The sequence below is a fragment of the Cognatundibacterium griseum genome (assembly GCF_014284195.1).
Classification (GTDB): Bacteria; Pseudomonadota; Gammaproteobacteria; order Burkholderiales; family Burkholderiaceae_D; genus Undibacterium; species Undibacterium griseum.
Genome location: NZ_JACOGC010000002.1, coordinates 576461 through 594308, shown reverse-complemented (window position 1 = coordinate 594308; position 17848 = coordinate 576461). Strand labels below are relative to the sequence as shown.

Annotated in this window: 19 protein-coding genes; 12 read left to right on the top strand and 7 right to left on the bottom strand. The window is 48.1% G+C overall.

Annotated features, from left to right (window positions below):
- Positions 1-78 precede the first annotated feature (78 nt).
- From phaR to phaC, 3 genes are all read right to left on the bottom strand, one after another.
- Positions 79-636: a polyhydroxyalkanoate synthesis repressor PhaR gene (phaR, locus tag H8K27_RS07120; RefSeq protein WP_186862459.1), complete on the bottom strand. Its 558-nt coding sequence runs from the start codon at positions 634-636 to the stop codon at positions 79-81.
- 263 nt (positions 637-899) lie between these two features.
- A complete protein-coding gene (locus H8K27_RS07115) occupies positions 900-1640 on the bottom strand; it encodes a 3-ketoacyl-ACP reductase (protein WP_176802005.1) in 741 nt (246 codons plus the stop codon).
- 43 nt (positions 1641-1683) lie between these two features.
- Positions 1684-3402, bottom strand: a complete 1719-nt coding sequence (gene phaC, locus H8K27_RS07110; protein WP_186862458.1) for a class I poly(R)-hydroxyalkanoic acid synthase — start codon at positions 3400-3402, stop codon at positions 1684-1686.
- 98 nt (positions 3403-3500) lie between these two features.
- Between phaC and H8K27_RS07105 the strand changes: the two genes are divergently transcribed.
- Positions 3501-3743: a hypothetical protein gene (locus H8K27_RS07105; RefSeq protein ID WP_186862457.1), complete on the top strand. Its 243-nt coding sequence runs from the start codon at positions 3501-3503 to the stop codon at positions 3741-3743.
- Here H8K27_RS07105 and pgeF read toward each other — a convergent pair.
- Positions 3737-4531: a peptidoglycan editing factor PgeF gene (pgeF, locus tag H8K27_RS07100; RefSeq protein ID WP_186862456.1), complete on the bottom strand. Its 795-nt coding sequence runs from the start codon at positions 4529-4531 to the stop codon at positions 3737-3739. The two genes, H8K27_RS07105 and pgeF, sit on opposite strands and share 7 nt — an antisense overlap.
- Positions 4528-5568: an RluA family pseudouridine synthase gene (locus H8K27_RS07095; RefSeq protein WP_186862455.1), complete on the bottom strand. Its 1041-nt coding sequence runs from the start codon at positions 5566-5568 to the stop codon at positions 4528-4530. Before H8K27_RS07095 ends, pgeF begins: the two co-directional genes overlap by 4 nt.
- A 43-nt stretch (positions 5569-5611) precedes the next feature.
- On the opposite strand from H8K27_RS07095, the gene H8K27_RS07090 reads away from it, so the two are divergent.
- Entirely contained in the window at positions 5612-6418 is an 807-nt protein-coding gene (locus H8K27_RS07090) for an outer membrane protein assembly factor BamD (RefSeq protein WP_186862454.1), read from the top strand.
- A gap of 56 nt (positions 6419-6474) precedes the next feature.
- Here the strand turns inward: H8K27_RS07090 and yaaA are convergent, their stop codons facing one another.
- A complete protein-coding gene (gene yaaA / locus H8K27_RS07085; RefSeq protein ID WP_186862453.1) occupies positions 6475-7254 on the bottom strand; it encodes a peroxide stress protein YaaA in 780 nt (259 codons plus the stop codon).
- A gap of 26 nt (positions 7255-7280) precedes the next feature.
- Between yaaA and H8K27_RS07080 the strand changes: the two genes are divergently transcribed.
- The 10 genes from H8K27_RS07080 (at position 7281) to H8K27_RS07035 (ending at position 16982) form a co-directional block, all read left to right on the top strand.
- On the top strand, positions 7281-7748 hold the full coding sequence (locus H8K27_RS07080) for a putative toxin-antitoxin system toxin component, PIN family (protein WP_186862452.1): 468 nt from the start codon (positions 7281-7283) through the stop codon (positions 7746-7748).
- A 279-nt stretch (positions 7749-8027) separates the two neighbouring features.
- Positions 8028-8786 (top strand): protein phosphatase CheZ, encoded by a 759-nt coding sequence (locus H8K27_RS07075; RefSeq protein ID WP_186862451.1) that lies wholly within the window; start codon positions 8028-8030, stop codon positions 8784-8786.
- Positions 8786-10612, top strand: coding sequence for a chemotaxis protein CheA (locus H8K27_RS07070; protein WP_186862450.1), 1827 nt, complete (start codon positions 8786-8788; stop codon positions 10610-10612). Before H8K27_RS07075 ends, H8K27_RS07070 begins: the two co-directional genes overlap by 1 nt.
- Before the next feature lie 175 nt (positions 10613-10787).
- Positions 10788-12263, top strand: a complete 1476-nt coding sequence (locus tag H8K27_RS07065; RefSeq protein ID WP_186862449.1) for a protein adenylyltransferase SelO — start codon at positions 10788-10790, stop codon at positions 12261-12263.
- Between the two features lie 12 nt (positions 12264-12275).
- The gene (msrB, locus tag H8K27_RS07060; RefSeq protein WP_176802014.1) at positions 12276-12674 is read left to right on the top strand and encodes a peptide-methionine (R)-S-oxide reductase MsrB; all 399 of its coding nucleotides are present in this window, start codon (positions 12276-12278) and stop codon (positions 12672-12674) included.
- Positions 12675-12682: 8 nt separating this feature from the next.
- Positions 12683-13303 carry a septation protein A gene (locus tag H8K27_RS07055; RefSeq protein WP_186862448.1) on the top strand — a complete coding sequence of 207 codons (621 nt, stop codon included), beginning with the start codon at positions 12683-12685 and terminating at the stop codon, positions 13301-13303.
- Positions 13303-13575, top strand: a complete 273-nt coding sequence (locus H8K27_RS07050) for a BolA family protein (protein ID WP_186862447.1) — start codon at positions 13303-13305, stop codon at positions 13573-13575. The genes H8K27_RS07055 and H8K27_RS07050 overlap by 1 nt, the downstream gene beginning before the upstream one ends.
- A 52-nt stretch (positions 13576-13627) precedes the next feature.
- On the top strand, positions 13628-14401 hold the full coding sequence (locus tag H8K27_RS07045) for a peptidylprolyl isomerase (protein ID WP_186862446.1): 774 nt from the start codon (positions 13628-13630) through the stop codon (positions 14399-14401).
- Positions 14402-14630: 229 nt separating this feature from the next.
- On the top strand, positions 14631-16583 hold the full coding sequence (locus tag H8K27_RS07040) for an MASE3 domain-containing protein (protein ID WP_186862445.1): 1953 nt from the start codon (positions 14631-14633) through the stop codon (positions 16581-16583).
- A 78-nt stretch (positions 16584-16661) separates the two neighbouring features.
- Entirely contained in the window at positions 16662-16982 is a 321-nt protein-coding gene (locus tag H8K27_RS07035) for a flagellar basal body rod C-terminal domain-containing protein (RefSeq protein WP_230418999.1), read from the top strand.
- A gap of 5 nt (positions 16983-16987) precedes the next feature.
- Here the strand turns inward: H8K27_RS07035 and H8K27_RS07030 are convergent, their stop codons facing one another.
- Complete coding sequence (locus H8K27_RS07030; protein ID WP_186862444.1) at positions 16988-17758, bottom strand: sulfite exporter TauE/SafE family protein; 771 nt, start codon at positions 17756-17758, stop codon at positions 16988-16990.
- Positions 17759-17848: the final 90 nt, after the last annotated feature.

Genomic DNA, 17848 nt, shown 5'->3' with positions numbered 1-17848 from the left:
TCTTTGAGGTAATCACTACTGGATCAGAGGATTATTTTCCTGAAAAATCAGGGATTTAAAGCCGGTTGCCGATATTTTTTATTTTTTATTCACGTCTTCAGGATTAAATGGAAAGACGTTGAAAATATTTTTAGCCTGACTCTGCATCTGTTCCTGCATCTGAACAAACAGATTCTTACTCTGTTCAATGTAGTTTCCCATCATACCTTGCATCATCGGTCCCTGTACATTCATGAACTGCGTCCACATTTCAGGGCTGAACGGCTTGCCTTCATAAATTCCTTTGGAATTTTCTGCCAGTTTGTTCTGAATTTCGATGAATGCCTGGACATTTTTTTCCAGATACGAACCCATCATGCCCTGCATGGCATGTCCGTAGTAACGAATGATCTGCGACAGAACAGCACTGGAAAACATCGGCGTGCCACCGGCCTCTTCTTCCAGAATAATCTGCAGCAGGATACTGCGTGTCAGATCCTCGCCCGTCTTGGCATCGACAACCGCAAAATCGTCATTCTCCAGAACAAATTGCTTCACGTCGACCAGGGTGATATAGCTGCTGGTCTGGGTATCATACAAACGACGGTTCGGATATTTTTTAATCAGATGCTGTGTTGTTTTTTTTGCGCTATTCATTGAAATCTCAATTGATAACTTCTGCTCCCCGGACACGCCATCAGGCACGGCAGGCTGAGTCCTGGCTTATCAAGCAAACCGGCATTCTGATCCGCTTTGCTTGTCCCCTTTATCTGCATTCTTGACGATGCTATATGTGATATGCCCATCAAACTCACCGAGTTGACGGGCATATTCTACCGCACCGCAGTAAAAAAACAGCAATCGGCAAATCGAAAAACTTGGCTTACAACAATTTCCCTGAAAATACCGGGAACCGGGGATTACCCCATATGCAAACCACCATTGATCGAAAAGTCAGAACCAGTGGCATAACCACCTTCGTCCGATGCAATCCAAGCGACGATAGAGGCGATTTCTTCAGGCTCTGCCAGGCGCTTAACCGGGATACCGGCGACGATCTTCTCCAGCACATCAGGACGGATCGCCTTGACCATATCGGTGCCGACATATCCTGGTGAAACGGTATTGACGGTCACGCCCTTGGTTGCCACCTCCTGAGCCAGCGCCATAGAAAAACCATGGATACCGGCCTTGGCAGTCGAATAATTGGTCTGGCCAAACTGGCCTTTCTGACCGTTCACAGACGAGATATTGATAATCCGTCCCCAACCACGATCAACCATGCCTTCAATCACCTGTTTCGTGACATTGAACAAAGAGTTCAGATTGGTATCAATCACAGCATCCCAGTCTGCCTTGCTCATTTTGCGGAACTGTCCATCGCGCGTAATACCGGCATTGTTGACCAGCACATCAATGTGACCGAATTCAGCCTTCACTTTATCAAAAGCATTTTTGGTCGATTCCCAGTCAGAAACATTTCCCTCTGATGCATGAATATCCAGACCTTCAGCGCGCATATCGGCCAGCCACTTATCTTTACGGGAAGAATTAGGGCCACAACCGGCAATCACGGTATAGCCTTCCTGACACAAACGCCGGCAAATTGGCGTTCCGATTCCACCCATACCACCTGTTACATACGCAACGCGCTTCGTCATACCTGTTCTCCTGTTTAATAATTAAACCCAAACAAAACCTTGATTAACCTGCCCGTACTTTCACATAACGCCCTGGTGCAGCCTCAATCGCCGGATATGCCGCACTTCCCGGCTTGACCGGCGCCTTCACCATTTTCCCTGCATGTTTAGCCAGAAATTCTGCCCAGACCGGCCACCAGCTACCGGGATGCTCAGTTGCTTTGGCCAGCCATTCATCTGCTGTTCTGGCAGTTGCCGCACTCACCCAATAACTTCTTTTTTTCTTGGCCGGAGGATTGACAACTCCAGCGATATGCCCTGAAGCGCCCAGTACAAAAATATTCTGATCTGGTTGCTTCGGATTCAACAGGCGAGTGCTGGCAAATGCTGCCTGCCAGGGAACAATATGATCTTCCCTTGATCCGTAAATAAATGCCGGAGCTTTAATGGCTCCCAGATCCACCGGGTTACCCGCGACGGTCAATGCACGCGGCACCTTCAGTTTATTTTCCAGATAAGTGTTGCGCAGGTACCAGCAAAACATCGGACCGGGTAAATTAGTGCTGTCAGCATTCCAGTACAGCAGATCAAACGGCGGCGGTGCCTCACCTTTGAGATAATTTGACTGCACATAATTCCAGACCAGATCATTTGCCCGCAGACTGGAAAATGTGCTGGCGAGGTCGCGTCCGGGCAACAAGCCTTTGCGGCCGATAGTCTGCTCCCGCATTGTCACGTGCACCTCATCAACAAAAACATCCAGTACGCCGGTATCTGAAAAATCGAGCAATGTCGTCAGTAAAGTCAGGCTGGCTGCCGGAAACAGTCCGCGGTCAGCAAGAACCGATAACGCAGTGGAGATAATCGTTCCGCCAACACAGAAACCGAAAATATTGAACTGGCTTTGTTTGCTGATCTGCGAAACGATCTCGATTGCCTTAATTGCCCCTTCCTCAATGTAATCATCCCAGGTAACTTCGGATAATTGTTCATCGGGATTCGCCCACGACACCAGAAATACGGTATGCCCTTGTTCAACGGCGTAGCGCACAACAGAATTTTCCGGCTGCAAATCCAGGATATAAAATTTGTTGATGCAAGGTGGCACCATGAGCAACGGACGCTGATGGACGGTTTGGGTCAGCGGAGTATACTGAATGAGCTGAAACAGGCGATTTTCATAAATCACTGTTCCGGAAGTGGTTGCCACGTTCTGACCAACTTCAAAAGCGGATTCGTCGGTCTGGGAAATTCTGCCCTTCTGCATATCCGCCAGCATCTGACTGATGCCTTTTGCGAGGCTCTCTCCCTTACTTTCAATCAGACGTGTCTGCGCTTCGGGATTGGTCACCAAAAAATTCGCCGGAGACATGGCATCAATCATCTGCTGCACCGCAAAACCAATTTTTTGTTTGGTCTTTGCCGGTGCTTCGACAGCCTCCGCAATCGACATCAGAAAACGGGCATTCAGCAAATAACATGCTGCACTATAAGAATGCATGGCGTGATTGCGCCAGTCTTCGGATGAGAACCGACGGTCACTCAGAACCGGCAGCTTTGACATTGCAAAGTCCTGCCACAACTTTGCGAATTCCTGGGTATATTCGTTCTGTAAGCGCGCCAGAGCAACGGCATCAATCGTTGCTCCCGCTTCCCTGAGTGTATCAATGAGAGGAATGTCGCTTAATGATGTGGCGGGTTTCATCCATTCCTGCCAGGGTGTCTGATTAATCAGCTGTGACATCCATTCGGAGTACATAGCTTGAGGATCAGTTGTCTTCATGCGTGTCTCCTGATTTTCGCGTATTCTTGCGGATATTTTTTGATTTCCAATCGTCCGGTCTGATTTGCGTTAAGGTTTGAACTAATAAAGAAAACAGTATGTATATCGTTGCTATTGCCTGGGTATATGTGGTCTTGCTCATGGCCATGACCGAACCTTCATTTATCGCTGGATTTATGACGCTGATCATGTATTGCGTTTTTCCTCTTACCATTGTTTTATACCTGATGCGGACCTCGCAACGCAAGCAGAAGCGCATTGAAAAACAAGCTGCACCGCAACAAATTCTATCAATCAATGAATCCGCTTCAGAACAAATTAAAACCGGCGAAAATCACTGATCCGGCTCTATCCAGATCATGCTCGCCATTCTTCCCGTCACACCATCGCGACGATACGAATAAAACTTTTCCGGCTCACTGACTGTGCAATATTGCCCGCCAAATATTTTTGTCACGCCTGCTCCAGTCAGCAACTTCCCTGCCAGTCCATATATATCTGCAAGATATTTAATTTGACTGCTTGATCTTTTTTCCAAAAAACAGTTTGCCGTATTTTCATTTACCGAAACAAACGCATTGAAAACATCTTGACCTACTTCAAACTGCGCCGGCCCAATCGCCGGACCTAGCCATGCCAAAATTTCACCTGCCCCCTGCGAGCGCATCTGATCTACAGTATTTTGCAAAATACCTGCAGCCAGCCCACGCCAGCCTGCATGAGCAGCAGCCACTACCCGCCCGGTCACATCACTGAATAAAACAGGCAGACAGTCAGCGGTCAGCACGGCGCATACCTTACCTGGCTGACTGCTGACAACCGCATCAGCCTCCAGACCAGGGCGCAGATTATTGCTGTTGACGGCTATATTGCCATGGACTTGTGATAAGAATATGACATCAGATGGGAGTAAACGATTTATTTTTTTCCGGTTATATTCCACCGCGACCGGATCATCAGCCACATGATCGCCCAAATTCAAACCACCACCAGAAGCCGCGCCATATACCCCTTGACTGACACCGCCGTCACGAAGAGTGGATACTGCCCTGATGCTCGATGGCAAGCCAGACCAGTCTGGGAAAATGAACGGAATATCCTGTCCGTACAATGAATCTGAAATGGTCATGGCAAATTGATATGGGCGTCTTGCAATAGGCGGGAAAAGTCTTCTGCCAGCGGTACTTCCCATTCCATCAGCTCACCGCTTGCGGGATGCACCAAGCCCAAACGACGTGCCTGCAACGCCTGGCGCGGGAAAAACCGGGCCAGATGCTGCTTGCCATACAAAGGATCTCCCACCAGAGGAAAACCCAGAGATTGCATATGCACCCTGATCTGATGTGTTCTTCCGGTCTCCAGTTTGCACGCCATCAGGCTGACCGGAAATTTTTCCAGCATACCGCTGGCAATCCGTTCGAAATGCGTGATCGCAGACTTTGCCGTCACGCTCCTTGAAACAGCCATCTTGATCCGGTCGCGCGGATGTCTTGCCATCGGCGCATCAACCGTTCCCGATAAATTAGGCGTTCCCCATACCAGTGCATAATACTCGCGCCTGACACTTCTCTCCTGCAACTGGCGCACCAGATCCGTGTGTGCAATCAGTGTTTTTGCTACGACCATCAGACCGGAAGTGTCTTTGTCGAGCCGATGCACAATTCCCGCACGCGGAACACCCGACAGCTCGGGATAACGGTACAACAGACCATTCAGCAATGTTCCGGACCAGTTACCGGCAGCCGGGTGCACCACCATTCCCGGCGGTTTATTGATGATCACGATATCGCGATCTTCATAAACGATATCCAAAGCAATCGGCTCTGGTGCATAAGCCCCCTCATCAGGTGCTGCCTGCGGCTGAATCACGACATGCTCATCGCCAAGCATCGTCATTTTTGCCTTGCCCGGCTGCCCGTCAACATGCACATAACCCGACTCGATCCATTGCCGAATGCGGCTGCGGGAATATTCGGGAACCAGTGTGGAAATAGTCTTGTCCAACCGCTCTCCGCAAAACTGGGAAGTCAGTTTCAGTTCAATACTGTCCGGCGCCGGGGAGAAATCTTCGTCGGTTTCAGCATGCTCAGAAAGTAACTCTGGTAAGGTGTCAAGTTCAGAATCTGACAAAATCGCTGTTGTAGTTGGTTTCACATTTTTTGCCATCGGCTATAATCCGTAAATTGTATTCATGCACTCGCACAAATTTATGTACATTAAATCTTTGAAATTGCTGGTCCTGGCTCTGACCGCGTCGCTCACTTTGAGCGGCTGTGGAGTTTTTGGTGAAAAGGGTGACGAGACCAGAACCTGGTCAGCATCAAAATTATACGCTGAAGCAAAAGACGAAATGTCGAATGGTGCGTATGAAAAAGCGATTCAGTACTTCGAAAAGCTGGAATCCCGCTTCCCTTTCGGAACCTACGCACAACAAGCGCAAATGGAAACTGCCTACGCCTACTACAAGCAGGGTGATCAGGTTCAGGCATTGGCAGCAGTCGAGCGCTTTATTAAGCTGCATCCGAATCACAGCAATGTCGACTATATGTACTATCTGCGCGGCCTGATCAATTTCAACGATCAGTTAGGCTTATTAAACTTCCTTGCCAATCAGGATATTACCGAGCGCGATCCAAAAGCCTCGCGCGACTCGTTTGATGCTTTCAAGCAGCTGGTTACACAATTTCCTGATAGCCAATATACCCCGGATGCACTTTCCCGGATGAAATACCTGGTCAATGCACTTGCACAATACGATGTGCATGTCGCACGTTACTATGTCCGCCGCGGTGCTTACCTGGCAGCAGCAAACCGCGCTCAGGCTGCGATTACTGAATACCCTGATGCACCTTCTATTGAAGAGGCAATGTTTATCCTCGTTAAATCCTATGACGCCATGGGCATGACTGAACTGCGTGATGACGCCAATCGCGTCTTTCTTAAAAATTTCCCGAACAGCGCTTATCTGAATGACGGAAAGAAAAATAAATCATCCTGGTGGAAGTTCTGGTCCTGAGTTCCGTTCACCATAAAAAACCGGCAAATATCTGCCGGTTTTTTACTTCCGTGACCTCATGACTCCACTTTCCGGCGGAATATCCAGCGTTCCCCGGACGACTCTTCCATACAAAACGAATAACCATCCTCATTGAATGATGTCAGGTCAGCCGCATCCTGAATCGCATGCTCTGCGCAATATCGCGCCATCATTCCTCTCGCCCGTTTCGCAAAGAAAGAAATAATTTTATATTGCCCATTTTTCCAGTCCTGAAAAATCGGTGTAACAACCTTAACCGGGAGCAATTTAGGCTTCACCACCTTAAAATACTCCTCCGAAGCGAGATTAATCAACGTGTTGGCATTTATCGCCTCAATTTGCCGGCGCAATAAATGAGTGACCTTCTCACCCCAGAATGCATACAGATTCTTACCATTCGGGTTTTTCAATGCCGTCCCCATTTCCAGCCGGTAAGGCTGCAATTGATCCATAGGACGCAACACACCATACAGACCGGACAAAATCCGGACATGCTTTTGCAGATAATTCAGTTGAAGATCAGACATCTGTCTGGCAGCCAGACCATCATAGACGTCACCATTAAAAGCAAATACGGCTTGCCTGACCGGAGAGCCTCGACGGGGCGTCTTTTTCCACTCCTGAAAACGGGTTGCATTCAATTCCCCAAGTGCAGCCGAAATATCCATCAAATGACTGAGATCCTGTGCAGACAACCTTCCTGCAATTTGCGATAACTGCTCTGCCTCATTCAGAAAATCTGGTACGGTTGAAAATTCAGTAGAAACAGGGCTTTCATAATCCAGACTTTTGGCCGGAGATAATACAATAAGCATCAATTCAATCACCACCACAAAACACAATGGACGCCATCATACCCAAGCGCATCGTTATTGACACCAATGTCTGCCTCGATTTATTCGTTTTTCAGGATCAGCGCTGGAATGTACTGCGTGAAGAATTAAATAATCAACAATTACAAGCCGTGACCCGTTCCGACTGTCGCGATGAATGGCTGGCAGTCTTGAAGTATCCGCATTTGCCAGTCACGCCAGATACACTGGCACCCATCTGCCAGCAGTTCGACGACCTGATCACATGCGTCTCCCCCGTCAGCTTAGGCCACATCAGACTGCCAGTCTGCAGCGATAAGGATGATCAGAAATTTCTCGAAATTGCCCGGGATACGCAAGCGGCAACCTTGATTACCAAAGACAAGGCATTATTAAAGCTAGCAAAAAAAATGCGCAACGCCGGTATGTTTTCCATAGAGACGCCGGAACAATTTTTGACAAATCACAAGCTTTCCAAGAACCAAACAAATACTTAAACTGTCTTTAATCCAGCAAAAAATTAACAAATTTAATGGCCGTCAGCTATTCTTGGACAAACTACTGCTACTATGTAACGAAAATCTGGCCGGCAGTCTGCTCAGCCAATCTTTTCGCAAGTATCAGACATATGCAAAAACTTAATTCGCTCTTTTTTTTACAAAACCAATTGAAGCGCTAAAGGTAAACGCAGATCCTTTATCCAAAATTAACGACAGACCATGATATTTGTGGAAAAATTGCATGAAAGTCACAGTGATTATGGAGAATAAAAAATTATGACCGACTCAGAAGATGATCTGGAAGCATTGTTTGACGAAATGGCTAATCAGCGCCAGGAAGGTAATGCCCCTCCTCCTGCCATAACTGAGCCTGCTGCGGTGCCGAGCAATAACGTACTGACAACAGAGCAACCTGCCAAATTAAATTTTCATAACACTGACGTCGACTCTACCAAACCCATATTTGACCGTTTAGGCAATGTGGTTCGCATGTTGCATGACTCCATGCGACAGTTGGGATATGACCGTTCTTTGTCTGATGTTGCAATCCAGGTTGCTGATGCACAGGACAGACTCGAATATGTCGCCACACTGACAGAACAGGCTGCAAATAAAGTTTTAAATGCCACTGATCTCGGCATGCCAGAACAGGACGAACTGGCAAAGAAAGCCCGGAATATGGACGAACGATGGGATCATCTGTTCGCCGGAAAACTCAGTATCGAAGAATTTAAAGTGCTGGCTTCGGATTCGAAGGCTTTTGCACATACGGTGTTGGCCGCAACAGATGCAGAGAAAGCCCGTCTGCTTGATATTATGATGGCGCAGGACTTCCAGGATCTCACCGGTCAGCTGATCAAAAAAGTGGTTGCTATCAACAAGGCTGTCGAACGTGAACTCGCGCAGATATTGCTCGATAATGCCCCTTCAGATCTCAAAGAAAAAGCAGTTGAACTCATGGAAGGCCCATCGGTTCCTAATGCCGCACTGGAACAGGATGACGTCGATAATCTTCTTGACAGCCTGGGTTTCTAATGGATGACATGCTCAAAGAATTTGTCGTCGAGGCACTCGATCTGGCGACTAATGTAGAGGAACATCTGCTTTCTCTCGAACGTAATCCTCAGGACATGAATACGCTGAATGCGGTATTCCGGTCGTTTCACACGATTAAAGGCGGCGCAGGCTTTATGAACCTGACTGCCATGGTGTCCGCCTGTCATCTGACAGAAAATTTATTCGACGCGCTCCGAACCGGGCAAGTTCCGGTAACACCGGAAGCGATCGAGGCAGCACTGGAAGCGAGTGGTTTTGTCGCAGATCAGCTCACTGCACTCAACAATGGCACCCCTCCTGATCAGCTCTCGACAATGCCGAAAGCATTGGAAACCATGCTGACGGATGCCATTGAAAGCAAAGGCGGCACTGCCGCTAAAGCTTCAGCCCCAACTCCGGCTCCTCAAGTTAAGATCGCAGCACAAGTATCTGCGAGCGAGAACGCCACAGCGATCACACAGCAGGATAGCCTCGATTGGGAAGCCTATTTCAGAGCAGTCACACCGGAAGGCACCTTGCAGGAAGTGGCTGGAACGACAACACAGGTATCTGCAACAAAAGAAGAAAGCGAAGCGGTCAAGTCTTCGCTGCTGAATGCCGATATCAAACAAAATGCGCCGGTCAAAGAAGAAAGCATCCGGATTGATGCCGTCAAACTGAATGCCTTGCTGGAAGTGGCTGGAGAATCCGTGCAGGCGGCTAACCAGGCTGCAGTCCTGCTGGAAAAACTGTCGCAATTCAAATTTGATGGTCAGGCTGCACCTCTGATGTCCGCGCTGACCGAAACACTGACCCGGGCCTCACGCTACTCGACAGAATTGCAGCGCGCCACGCTGGCAACACGCATGCAACCAGTCGGACGGCTGTTTCAGAAATTTCCCCGTTTGGTACGGGAACTGGCGCGGGATCTTGGAAAAGAAGTGGATCTGAATATTTCAGGCGCTGAAACAGAAGTGGACCGTGTCGTCGTCGACAGCCTGTATGACCCGTTGGTGCACATGCTGCGCAATGCACTGGATCATGGCATTGAAACTGGTGAAGAGCGCCTGCAGAAAAACAAATCACAGCGGGCAGCCATTTCTCTGAAAGCCTGGCAGGAGGCCAGTAGCGTCATGATTGAGGTTTCAGACGATGGTAAAGGAATGGATGCCCAGCGTTTGAGAGAAAAAGCTATTTCAAAAGGACTCATCAATTCTCACGATGCACGTACGGATGATGAAGCGTTTCAGCTTGTTTTCCTCCCAGGTTTCTCAACCAAAGAAGTGGCTTCCAGCGTCTCCGGACGCGGTGTTGGCATGGATGTGGTTAAAACTGCGGTTGAACGCCACCGTGGTGCTATTCGTATCGCCTCTGAGTTGGGCAAAGGTACGACCTTCCTGATCCGGTTACCAATCGAACTCTCCATTGTTCCAACCATGCTGGTCAGGACGGACGGTGCCTCACTCGCCCTTCCTATGGCCACAGTACAGCGGGTTGTGGAATTGCCGGAAACATTTGAAAGTGTCGGTGGACAGCCGGTTCTGCGAGATCTGGGACGACCACTACCGGTCCGGTCGCTTGGAAAAATACTGGGCTATACCCCATCATCAGAACGGGTGGGGATCGTGATTGCAGCCCCGAGCCCCTATATCTTATCGGTCGACTCGGTCGACGGTACCGCCGATCTCGTCATTAAACCATTAACCTGTATCACAACACCAGGCATTACCGGCACCGCACGTTCCGCGGAAGGCGAGCTGGTACTGGTCATCAGCTTGTCTTTCCTGATTGATGGCTGCAAAGTGCGGGACCGGCTGACTGCATAACGCCGCCTGCAGCAACAGCTTAAAGGCTCTCCACAGCGAGAGCCTTTTTTTATCGCTCATCGCATTTGCTTTAAAAAGGAAAGGCAAAAAGCACTTAAAACAGAATTTCCAATAGTCTGTCAGAATAGGCGCGAAAGCCCCCCCAATTAATTTCATAAGTCAGATCTACACCGCAATGCAGACCTCCGGATTACATCAAGTTTTACTGCCCAGCCAGTTTTCTTCATTGCCTGCAAGTTTTTTTACCAATCTGCAGCCAACGCCATTACCATCACCTTATCTGGTAGCAGTCAGCGATCAGGCGGCAACGGAATTTCAATTTTCTCCTGAGCAATTTCAGGAACAGGAATTCATTCATGTCTTCAGCGGCAATCAGCACAACAGTCCTCCTGAACCACTGGCTGCCGTATATTCCGGACATCAGTTTGGTGTATGGGCAGGACAGCTCGGTGATGGCCGCGCCATTTTGTTGGGAGATGCCATTCCCAAGAGCGGTGTCCGGCATGAAGTACAGTTAAAAGGTGCAGGCCCGACACCCTATTCCCGCTCAGGTGATGGCCGGGCTGTACTACGTTCCTCTATCCGGGAATTTTTATGCTCAGAAGCCATGCATGCATTGGGAATTCCGACTTCCAGAGCATTATCGATTATGGGGTCAGATCAATATGTAATGCGAGAAACTCCGGAAACCAGCGCAGTGGTTACCCGCCTCTCACCCAGTTTTATCCGCTTTGGTTCGTTTGAGCACTGGTATTACAACAACCGGCCAGACGAACTAAAAACCCTCGCTGATTTCGTCATCACACATTATTTCCCGCAATGCCAGCAGGAAGATAATCCGTATCAGGCTCTGCTGACCTGTATCACCCGGCGCACTGCCGCACTGATCGCACAATGGCAAGCTGTCGGATTCATGCATGGCGTGATGAATACCGACAATATGTCCATATTAGGTCTGACGCTTGATTATGGTCCTTTCGGTTTTATGGAGGCTTACGATGAACGGCATATCTGCAATCACACCGATCAGCAAGGTCGTTATGCTTATCATATGCAACCTAGGATAGGTCATTGGAACACGCATGCTCTGGCACAGGCTATGCTGCCGTTAATTGGGAGTATCGAAGAAACGCAACAGGCGCTGGATGTTTATCCCACAGAATTTGAAAACCGCCGGCAAGACCTGTTCCGTCAGAAACTGGGGCTGCGGCACACAGACCCGGACAACACCGCGCTGCTTGACCGTCTTTTTGAGTTAATGCAGCAAAATCACGCTGATTTCACCCTGACATTCCGGTCACTCAGTCATCTTCGGAATGAGACCAACCACGAAGATGAGCGGTTGCTCGATCTGTTCATTGACCGTGAAAGCATGCATCAGTGGCTGATTACCTATCGGGAATGCCTGTTACTGGAAAAGAGTCAGAATGAAGAACGTCAGTTTCAGATGAAATCAATCAATCCCAAGTATATTTTGCGAAACTATTTAGCCCAGATCGCCATCCAAAAAGCGCAACAAAAAGATTTCAGCGAAATCAAGAAACTGAATACGATTCTCAATCATCCGTACCATGAACAACCTGAACATGATCAGTATGCTGCTCTGCCTCCTGATTGGGCCGAGCATCTCGAAGTCAGTTGCTCATCTTAAGTGAGATTCCATATGAAAAAAATTACTAAATCCGACGCCGAATGGCGCCAGCAACTCGACCCGGTTCAGTATCAGGTCACCCGACACGCGGGGACAGAGCGCGCTTTTACCGGAAAATTCTGGGATCACCACGAAACCGGGATATACACTTGCGTCTGCTGCAATACCCCGTTATTCGCCTCAGACGCCAAATTTGACTCAGGATGCGGCTGGCCCAGCTATTTTCGTGCATTAAATCCTGCTAACGTTCTGGAACGAATTGATACATCTCATGGCATGACGCGCACCGAAATTTTGTGTAACATCTGCGACGCCCATTTGGGACACGTCTTTCCGGACGGTCCCCCTCCTACAGGTCTGCGTTATTGCATTAACTCGGCATCACTGAAGTTTGAACCCTTATCAGCATAAGATTGTTAATGAAATTTTTATTTGATGTATTTCCCGTCATTTTATTTTTTGTGACGTTCAAATGGGGGGAAAGTCACCCTCAGGCAGCCCAAAGCTATACGGCTGAATATCTGTCGTCATTTATTTCAGGCGGAATCAGCTCTGCGGAAATCGCCCCCATCCTGCTGGCTACCGCTGTCACACTGGCAGCATCCATTATCCAGATTACTTCGTTGTTAATCCGGAGAAAAAAGATCGATGCAATGCTCTGGATATCGTTCATCATTATCATGGTGTTTGGCGGGGCAACCATTTACTTCCATAGCGAAACTTTCATCAAATGGAAGCCTACCGTACTCTACTGGTGTTATGCCGGTGCATTTTTTCTGGCACAGTTTATTTTCAAAAAAAATCTAATTCAGACTGCAATGGGATCGCAGATCACACTGCCGGATATCATCTGGTCGCGCCTTAGTCTGGCCTGGATCGCTTTTTTTGTCACCATGGGTCTGGTGAATCTGTTTGTCGCCTTTCAATTTTCAACGTCGGTATGGGCGAATTTCAAACTAATCTCAATGATTGCGATCATGCCGGCATTCATCATTGTTCAAAGTCTGTTTTTATCAAAATACATCGAGGAAACAGAATAATGTCTCGCTTCGAAAAATTACAGCACAGATTGCAGGAAGGTTTGCAGCCCAGTGAATGTTACTTGCAGGATGACTCTGCAGCTCATGCAGGTCATGCTGGCGCCGCTTCGGGAGGTAGTCATTACAGTGTAAAAATAATTTGTCAACAATTTGAAGGTCTAAACCGTATTTCCAGGCATCGACTGGTGTATGATGCCGTTGGCGATATGATGCATACGGAAGTCCACGCATTGGCAATCACTGCGCTGGCGCCGTCAGAGATACCGACCTAAGCAGTTTATTTATATAATCCGTTTTAATTATTTTGTTATTTAGGAACAGACAATGACTTTTAAACCTGCTCATTTGCTGGTAGTACTTCTTGCAACAGCCCTGCCAGCAATGGCTCAAAATCTCGCCGTAGTCAATGGCAAAGCGATTCCTTCTGCACGTGTTGATGCCATGGTCAAACAACTGGCTACGCAAGGCCAACAGGACACTCCGCAGTTGCGCGCTATGGTCAAGCAAGAACTGATCAATCGCGAAGTGCTGATGCAAGAAGCTGAGAAATCCGGCGTTGCATCCAATCCGGAAGTAAAAAATCAGCTCGAAATCGCACGTCAGTCTTTACTGATTCGTGCTTTGATGATTGATTACGTCAAGAAAAATCCTGTTTCTGACGCAGAAATTCAGGCTGAATACGACAAGGCAAAAGCCCAGGCTGGCGACAAGGAATACCACGCTTACCATATCCTGGTAGAAAAAGAAGATGATGCGAAAGCGATCATCTCCAAACTGAAAGCCGGCGCCAAGTTTGAAGAACTGGCAAAGCAGTCCAAAGATACAGGCTCTGCATCCAAAGGCGGCGACCTGGATTGGGCAACACCAGCAACGTTTGTTCCGCCATTCTCACAAGCAATGGTTGCCCTGCAAAAAGGTCAATTCACTGAAACTCCGGTCAAGACTGAGTTCGGCTATCACGTCATCAAACTTGACGATATCCGCGCTGCCAAATTCCCTGCACTGGAAGAAGTGAAACCACAAATCATCGATGGATTGCAACAGCAAAAAGTCCAGGCTTACCAGCAAGCCCTGGTAAAGAAGGCAAAAATCCAATAATTTTGGATTGCTGTCAAAAAAGGGACGCTTTGGCGTCCTTTTTTTATGGTTATCAGATAAAACCGGCTGCACTCAGTCAACCAACGTATACTATCGGGCGAATCATCAGGATATGAGCCCTTATTCATACACCCACATTTCTGCTCACGCTTTGACTTTCCGCACGTTTTCAAAGGTATTCCATCCTTACAACAATATCGTCCGACGTTATCACACGTAAGCCACACCTATGCCACTTCCAACGCACCCAGCATCTGCCAGACTGAACAATACACGCTGGCTTGCATTCGTCCTGTTATTGATTTCCGGTGTTATCTGGTTGAATCAGGACTGGTTATCGGCATTCCAGATTCCTGAGCCGCTGCCGGTACACACACTGCTTGAAACGGTGACGATCATCATTTTTGCATCCGTGTTTATCGTTTGCTGGAATGCGTTTGGAGAAATCAGGAAAAAAAGCAGCGTCATTCTCGCAGTCGCCTTTCTGTGCACGGCGATTCTCGGCTTTCTGCATGCCATTACTTTTCAGGGAATGCCCGGTTTCTCCTCGCCGGAAGACATGCACAAGTCATTAAGCTTCTGGTTGGTATCCCGTTCCATTATCGCAACCACACTTCTGGGTCTGGCACTCGATCCAGAAGACTCTCCGATTACACAACTGCAGTCCTATGGTGTTTTACTCGCAGGATTATTGGCGACCTGCGCATGGGGTATTCTGATTTTCATTTTCCCGGACTGGATACCATTAACTTTTCTTCCCGGAAAAGGGCAAACCGTTTTTAAACTGGGTTGTGAACTTGGCTTAATCGCCATCAACACCCTGACTGCCCTGCTGTTCTATCGGCACTCGCTACGCTTTCAATCGGACAAATCTGCTGAACATCTGCACATAGAACGTACCCCTCTGTTTTTGGCCAGTTCGATGATGGCCATGTCTGAAGTCTATTTTTCTATCTATGCGGAAACCAGTGATGTCAATGTCGTTATCGGGCACGCATTCCAGCTTTTTTCTGCAATTGCGATCTACCGGAGCATGGTTGCTGTCAATATTCATACGCCCTACGCACATCTTGCCGCGACCAGTGCAACTCTGGAAAAATCTGCCGAAGAATTAAAACTCGAACGCCAACGTCTGAGCAGGATGATCGATACGGCAATTGACGGCATCATCACAGTAGATGAACATCAGAACATCATCCTGGCAAATCCGGCCGCAGCATTGATCTTTGGCTATGAACTCGACGATCTGATCGGAAGGTCTTTAAACATCCTGATTCCCGGCCGCCATCGCCACGCCCACCGTAACCATGTTCATCAATTCGGAGAAACCGGAATCACCCGGCGTAAGATGGGAACGCATTTTGAAGATTTCTATGTTACTGGCTGCCGCTCTTCCGGAGAGGAATTTCCGATAGAAGCCTCCATTGCGCATCAATTTGAAAACGGACACCGTTTTTATACCGTTATTTTCCGCGACATTACAGACCGGAAGGTCGCTAAGGAAAAAATGGCGAAATATCACGAGCAACTCAGTCAGTTGTCCGCAACACTCCAATCAATCAGGGAAGAAGAAAGAAAGCATATTGCCCGCGAATTGCATGACGATCTTGGTCAGTTGCTTGCAGCCCTGCGCATGGACTTATCGTTACTCCAGCGTGACGCCATGTTTGCAGACAAGAACAAACAAACCATCCACAGTATGGATCAATTAATACTGACTGCAATCACGACGCTGCGACGTATCGCCACCGATCTGCGTCCCCGGGCACTGGATGAAGGAGGATTATTTTTTGCGCTTCAGACTTTGCAAAAAGATTTTTCCCAGCGACACAAAATTGATTGCGAACTGATCGCCGATGAAACACAACTCATTCTCGATGATGTGAGAAGCACCGCCATTTATCGCATCGTACAAGAATCCCTGACAAATGTTGCACGCCACGCCGAAGCCAGTTATGTGCAAATTGAGTTTCAACGCAATAACGAACAACTGCGTTTTACGATTGCCGATAATGGAAAAGGTATCGATGAGCAGGACATGAGCAAATCCCAGTCTTTTGGATTGGTCGGAATGCGGGAAAGAATTAAAGCAATGAATGGCGAATTCTGCGTATCCAGCCCTGCTGGCGAAGGAACAGTAATAGAAATTCAACTTCCTTTGCACGCTGAGCAATCTGCATAAAATTTAGGCAGACCATCCATTTTAGGTATACACTCTTGCCTTGAGGGAATTAAGTTATTTTGAATGATGAGGTGACGTATGTTAATTTCAGCCTTAAATAGCGGCCTGTCTGGCATGCGCGCTAACGAAACTGCGCTGGATAGCAGCGCTCATAATGTCGCAAATGCTGACACTCAAGGATTCAATCCCCAGCAAGTCAGCTTTCAAGAAAATACAAACGGTGGCGTTATCGTCAATCTCAGCCGGGGATCCGCTATCGCTCAACAAGATAACAGCGGCACTGATCTGGAGAATGAAGTGGTGCAATCGATTCAATACAAAGCTGGTTTCGATGTCAATGCGAAGATGGTCAAAACTGCAGATGAAATGCTGGGAACCCTGATCAATACCAAAGCCTGACTTCCTCAGCCTCCGGGTAATACACACAAAAACCCGGGCATCTTTTCCATATCGAGATACCACAAACCAATCAGCCCAATCACAACCAATGTGGCGGCGCCAATGTACCTGATCAGATGCGGTAGCTGTGTCTGCCTTGCCAGGCGATAGATACCTTGACTGAATAACAGATGTGGCAACGCGCTTAACCCAAAGAGCAACATCAGCAAGGCACCAGAGAATGCATCGCCGGATAACAGGGCAAAAGGTGCGACGCTGTACAGTAGTCCGCACGGTAAACCACCCCATGCCAGCCCTGTCAGATAAGGATGCCGCAGACCTGCTCTGAACGGCTCCAGAAAAGAGAAAGCAGTTTGCTGCAAACTCAGAAAAAAAGAATATCTTCCGCTGAAAGGCATACGGAGTCCGAATATACGCAGCCCCAGTAAAATCAATGCGATGTTACCAAGCACAAATAATATCTGATGCAACATTGCAGAGGGCTTAAATACAATACCAGCGCTACCCAGCCCGCCGAATATCGCTCCCACTATCATATAAGTTGAAATACGCCCCGCATGCAATCTGACTTGATGCTGTAAATATTCACTGCCCGGACTGAATGTTTTTTCCTGCTTGCTGCCGGCAGATACATCGGTATGCAAAGGAATGGTTTTATATTTGGATGACGCCTGCTTCGACAAAATGGAAGATATTCCACCGCACATTCCAACACAGTGAATACCCCCGGCGAGCCCCGCCGTGATTGCAGCAAACGCTAATGGAAATGTCAGCATGAAGATAGTCTGACCGTTAAAACTATATAAAACATTATTCAACGGTCAGGGATTCAGAAGAAACAGAAATGGCTAAGGCTAAGGAACTGG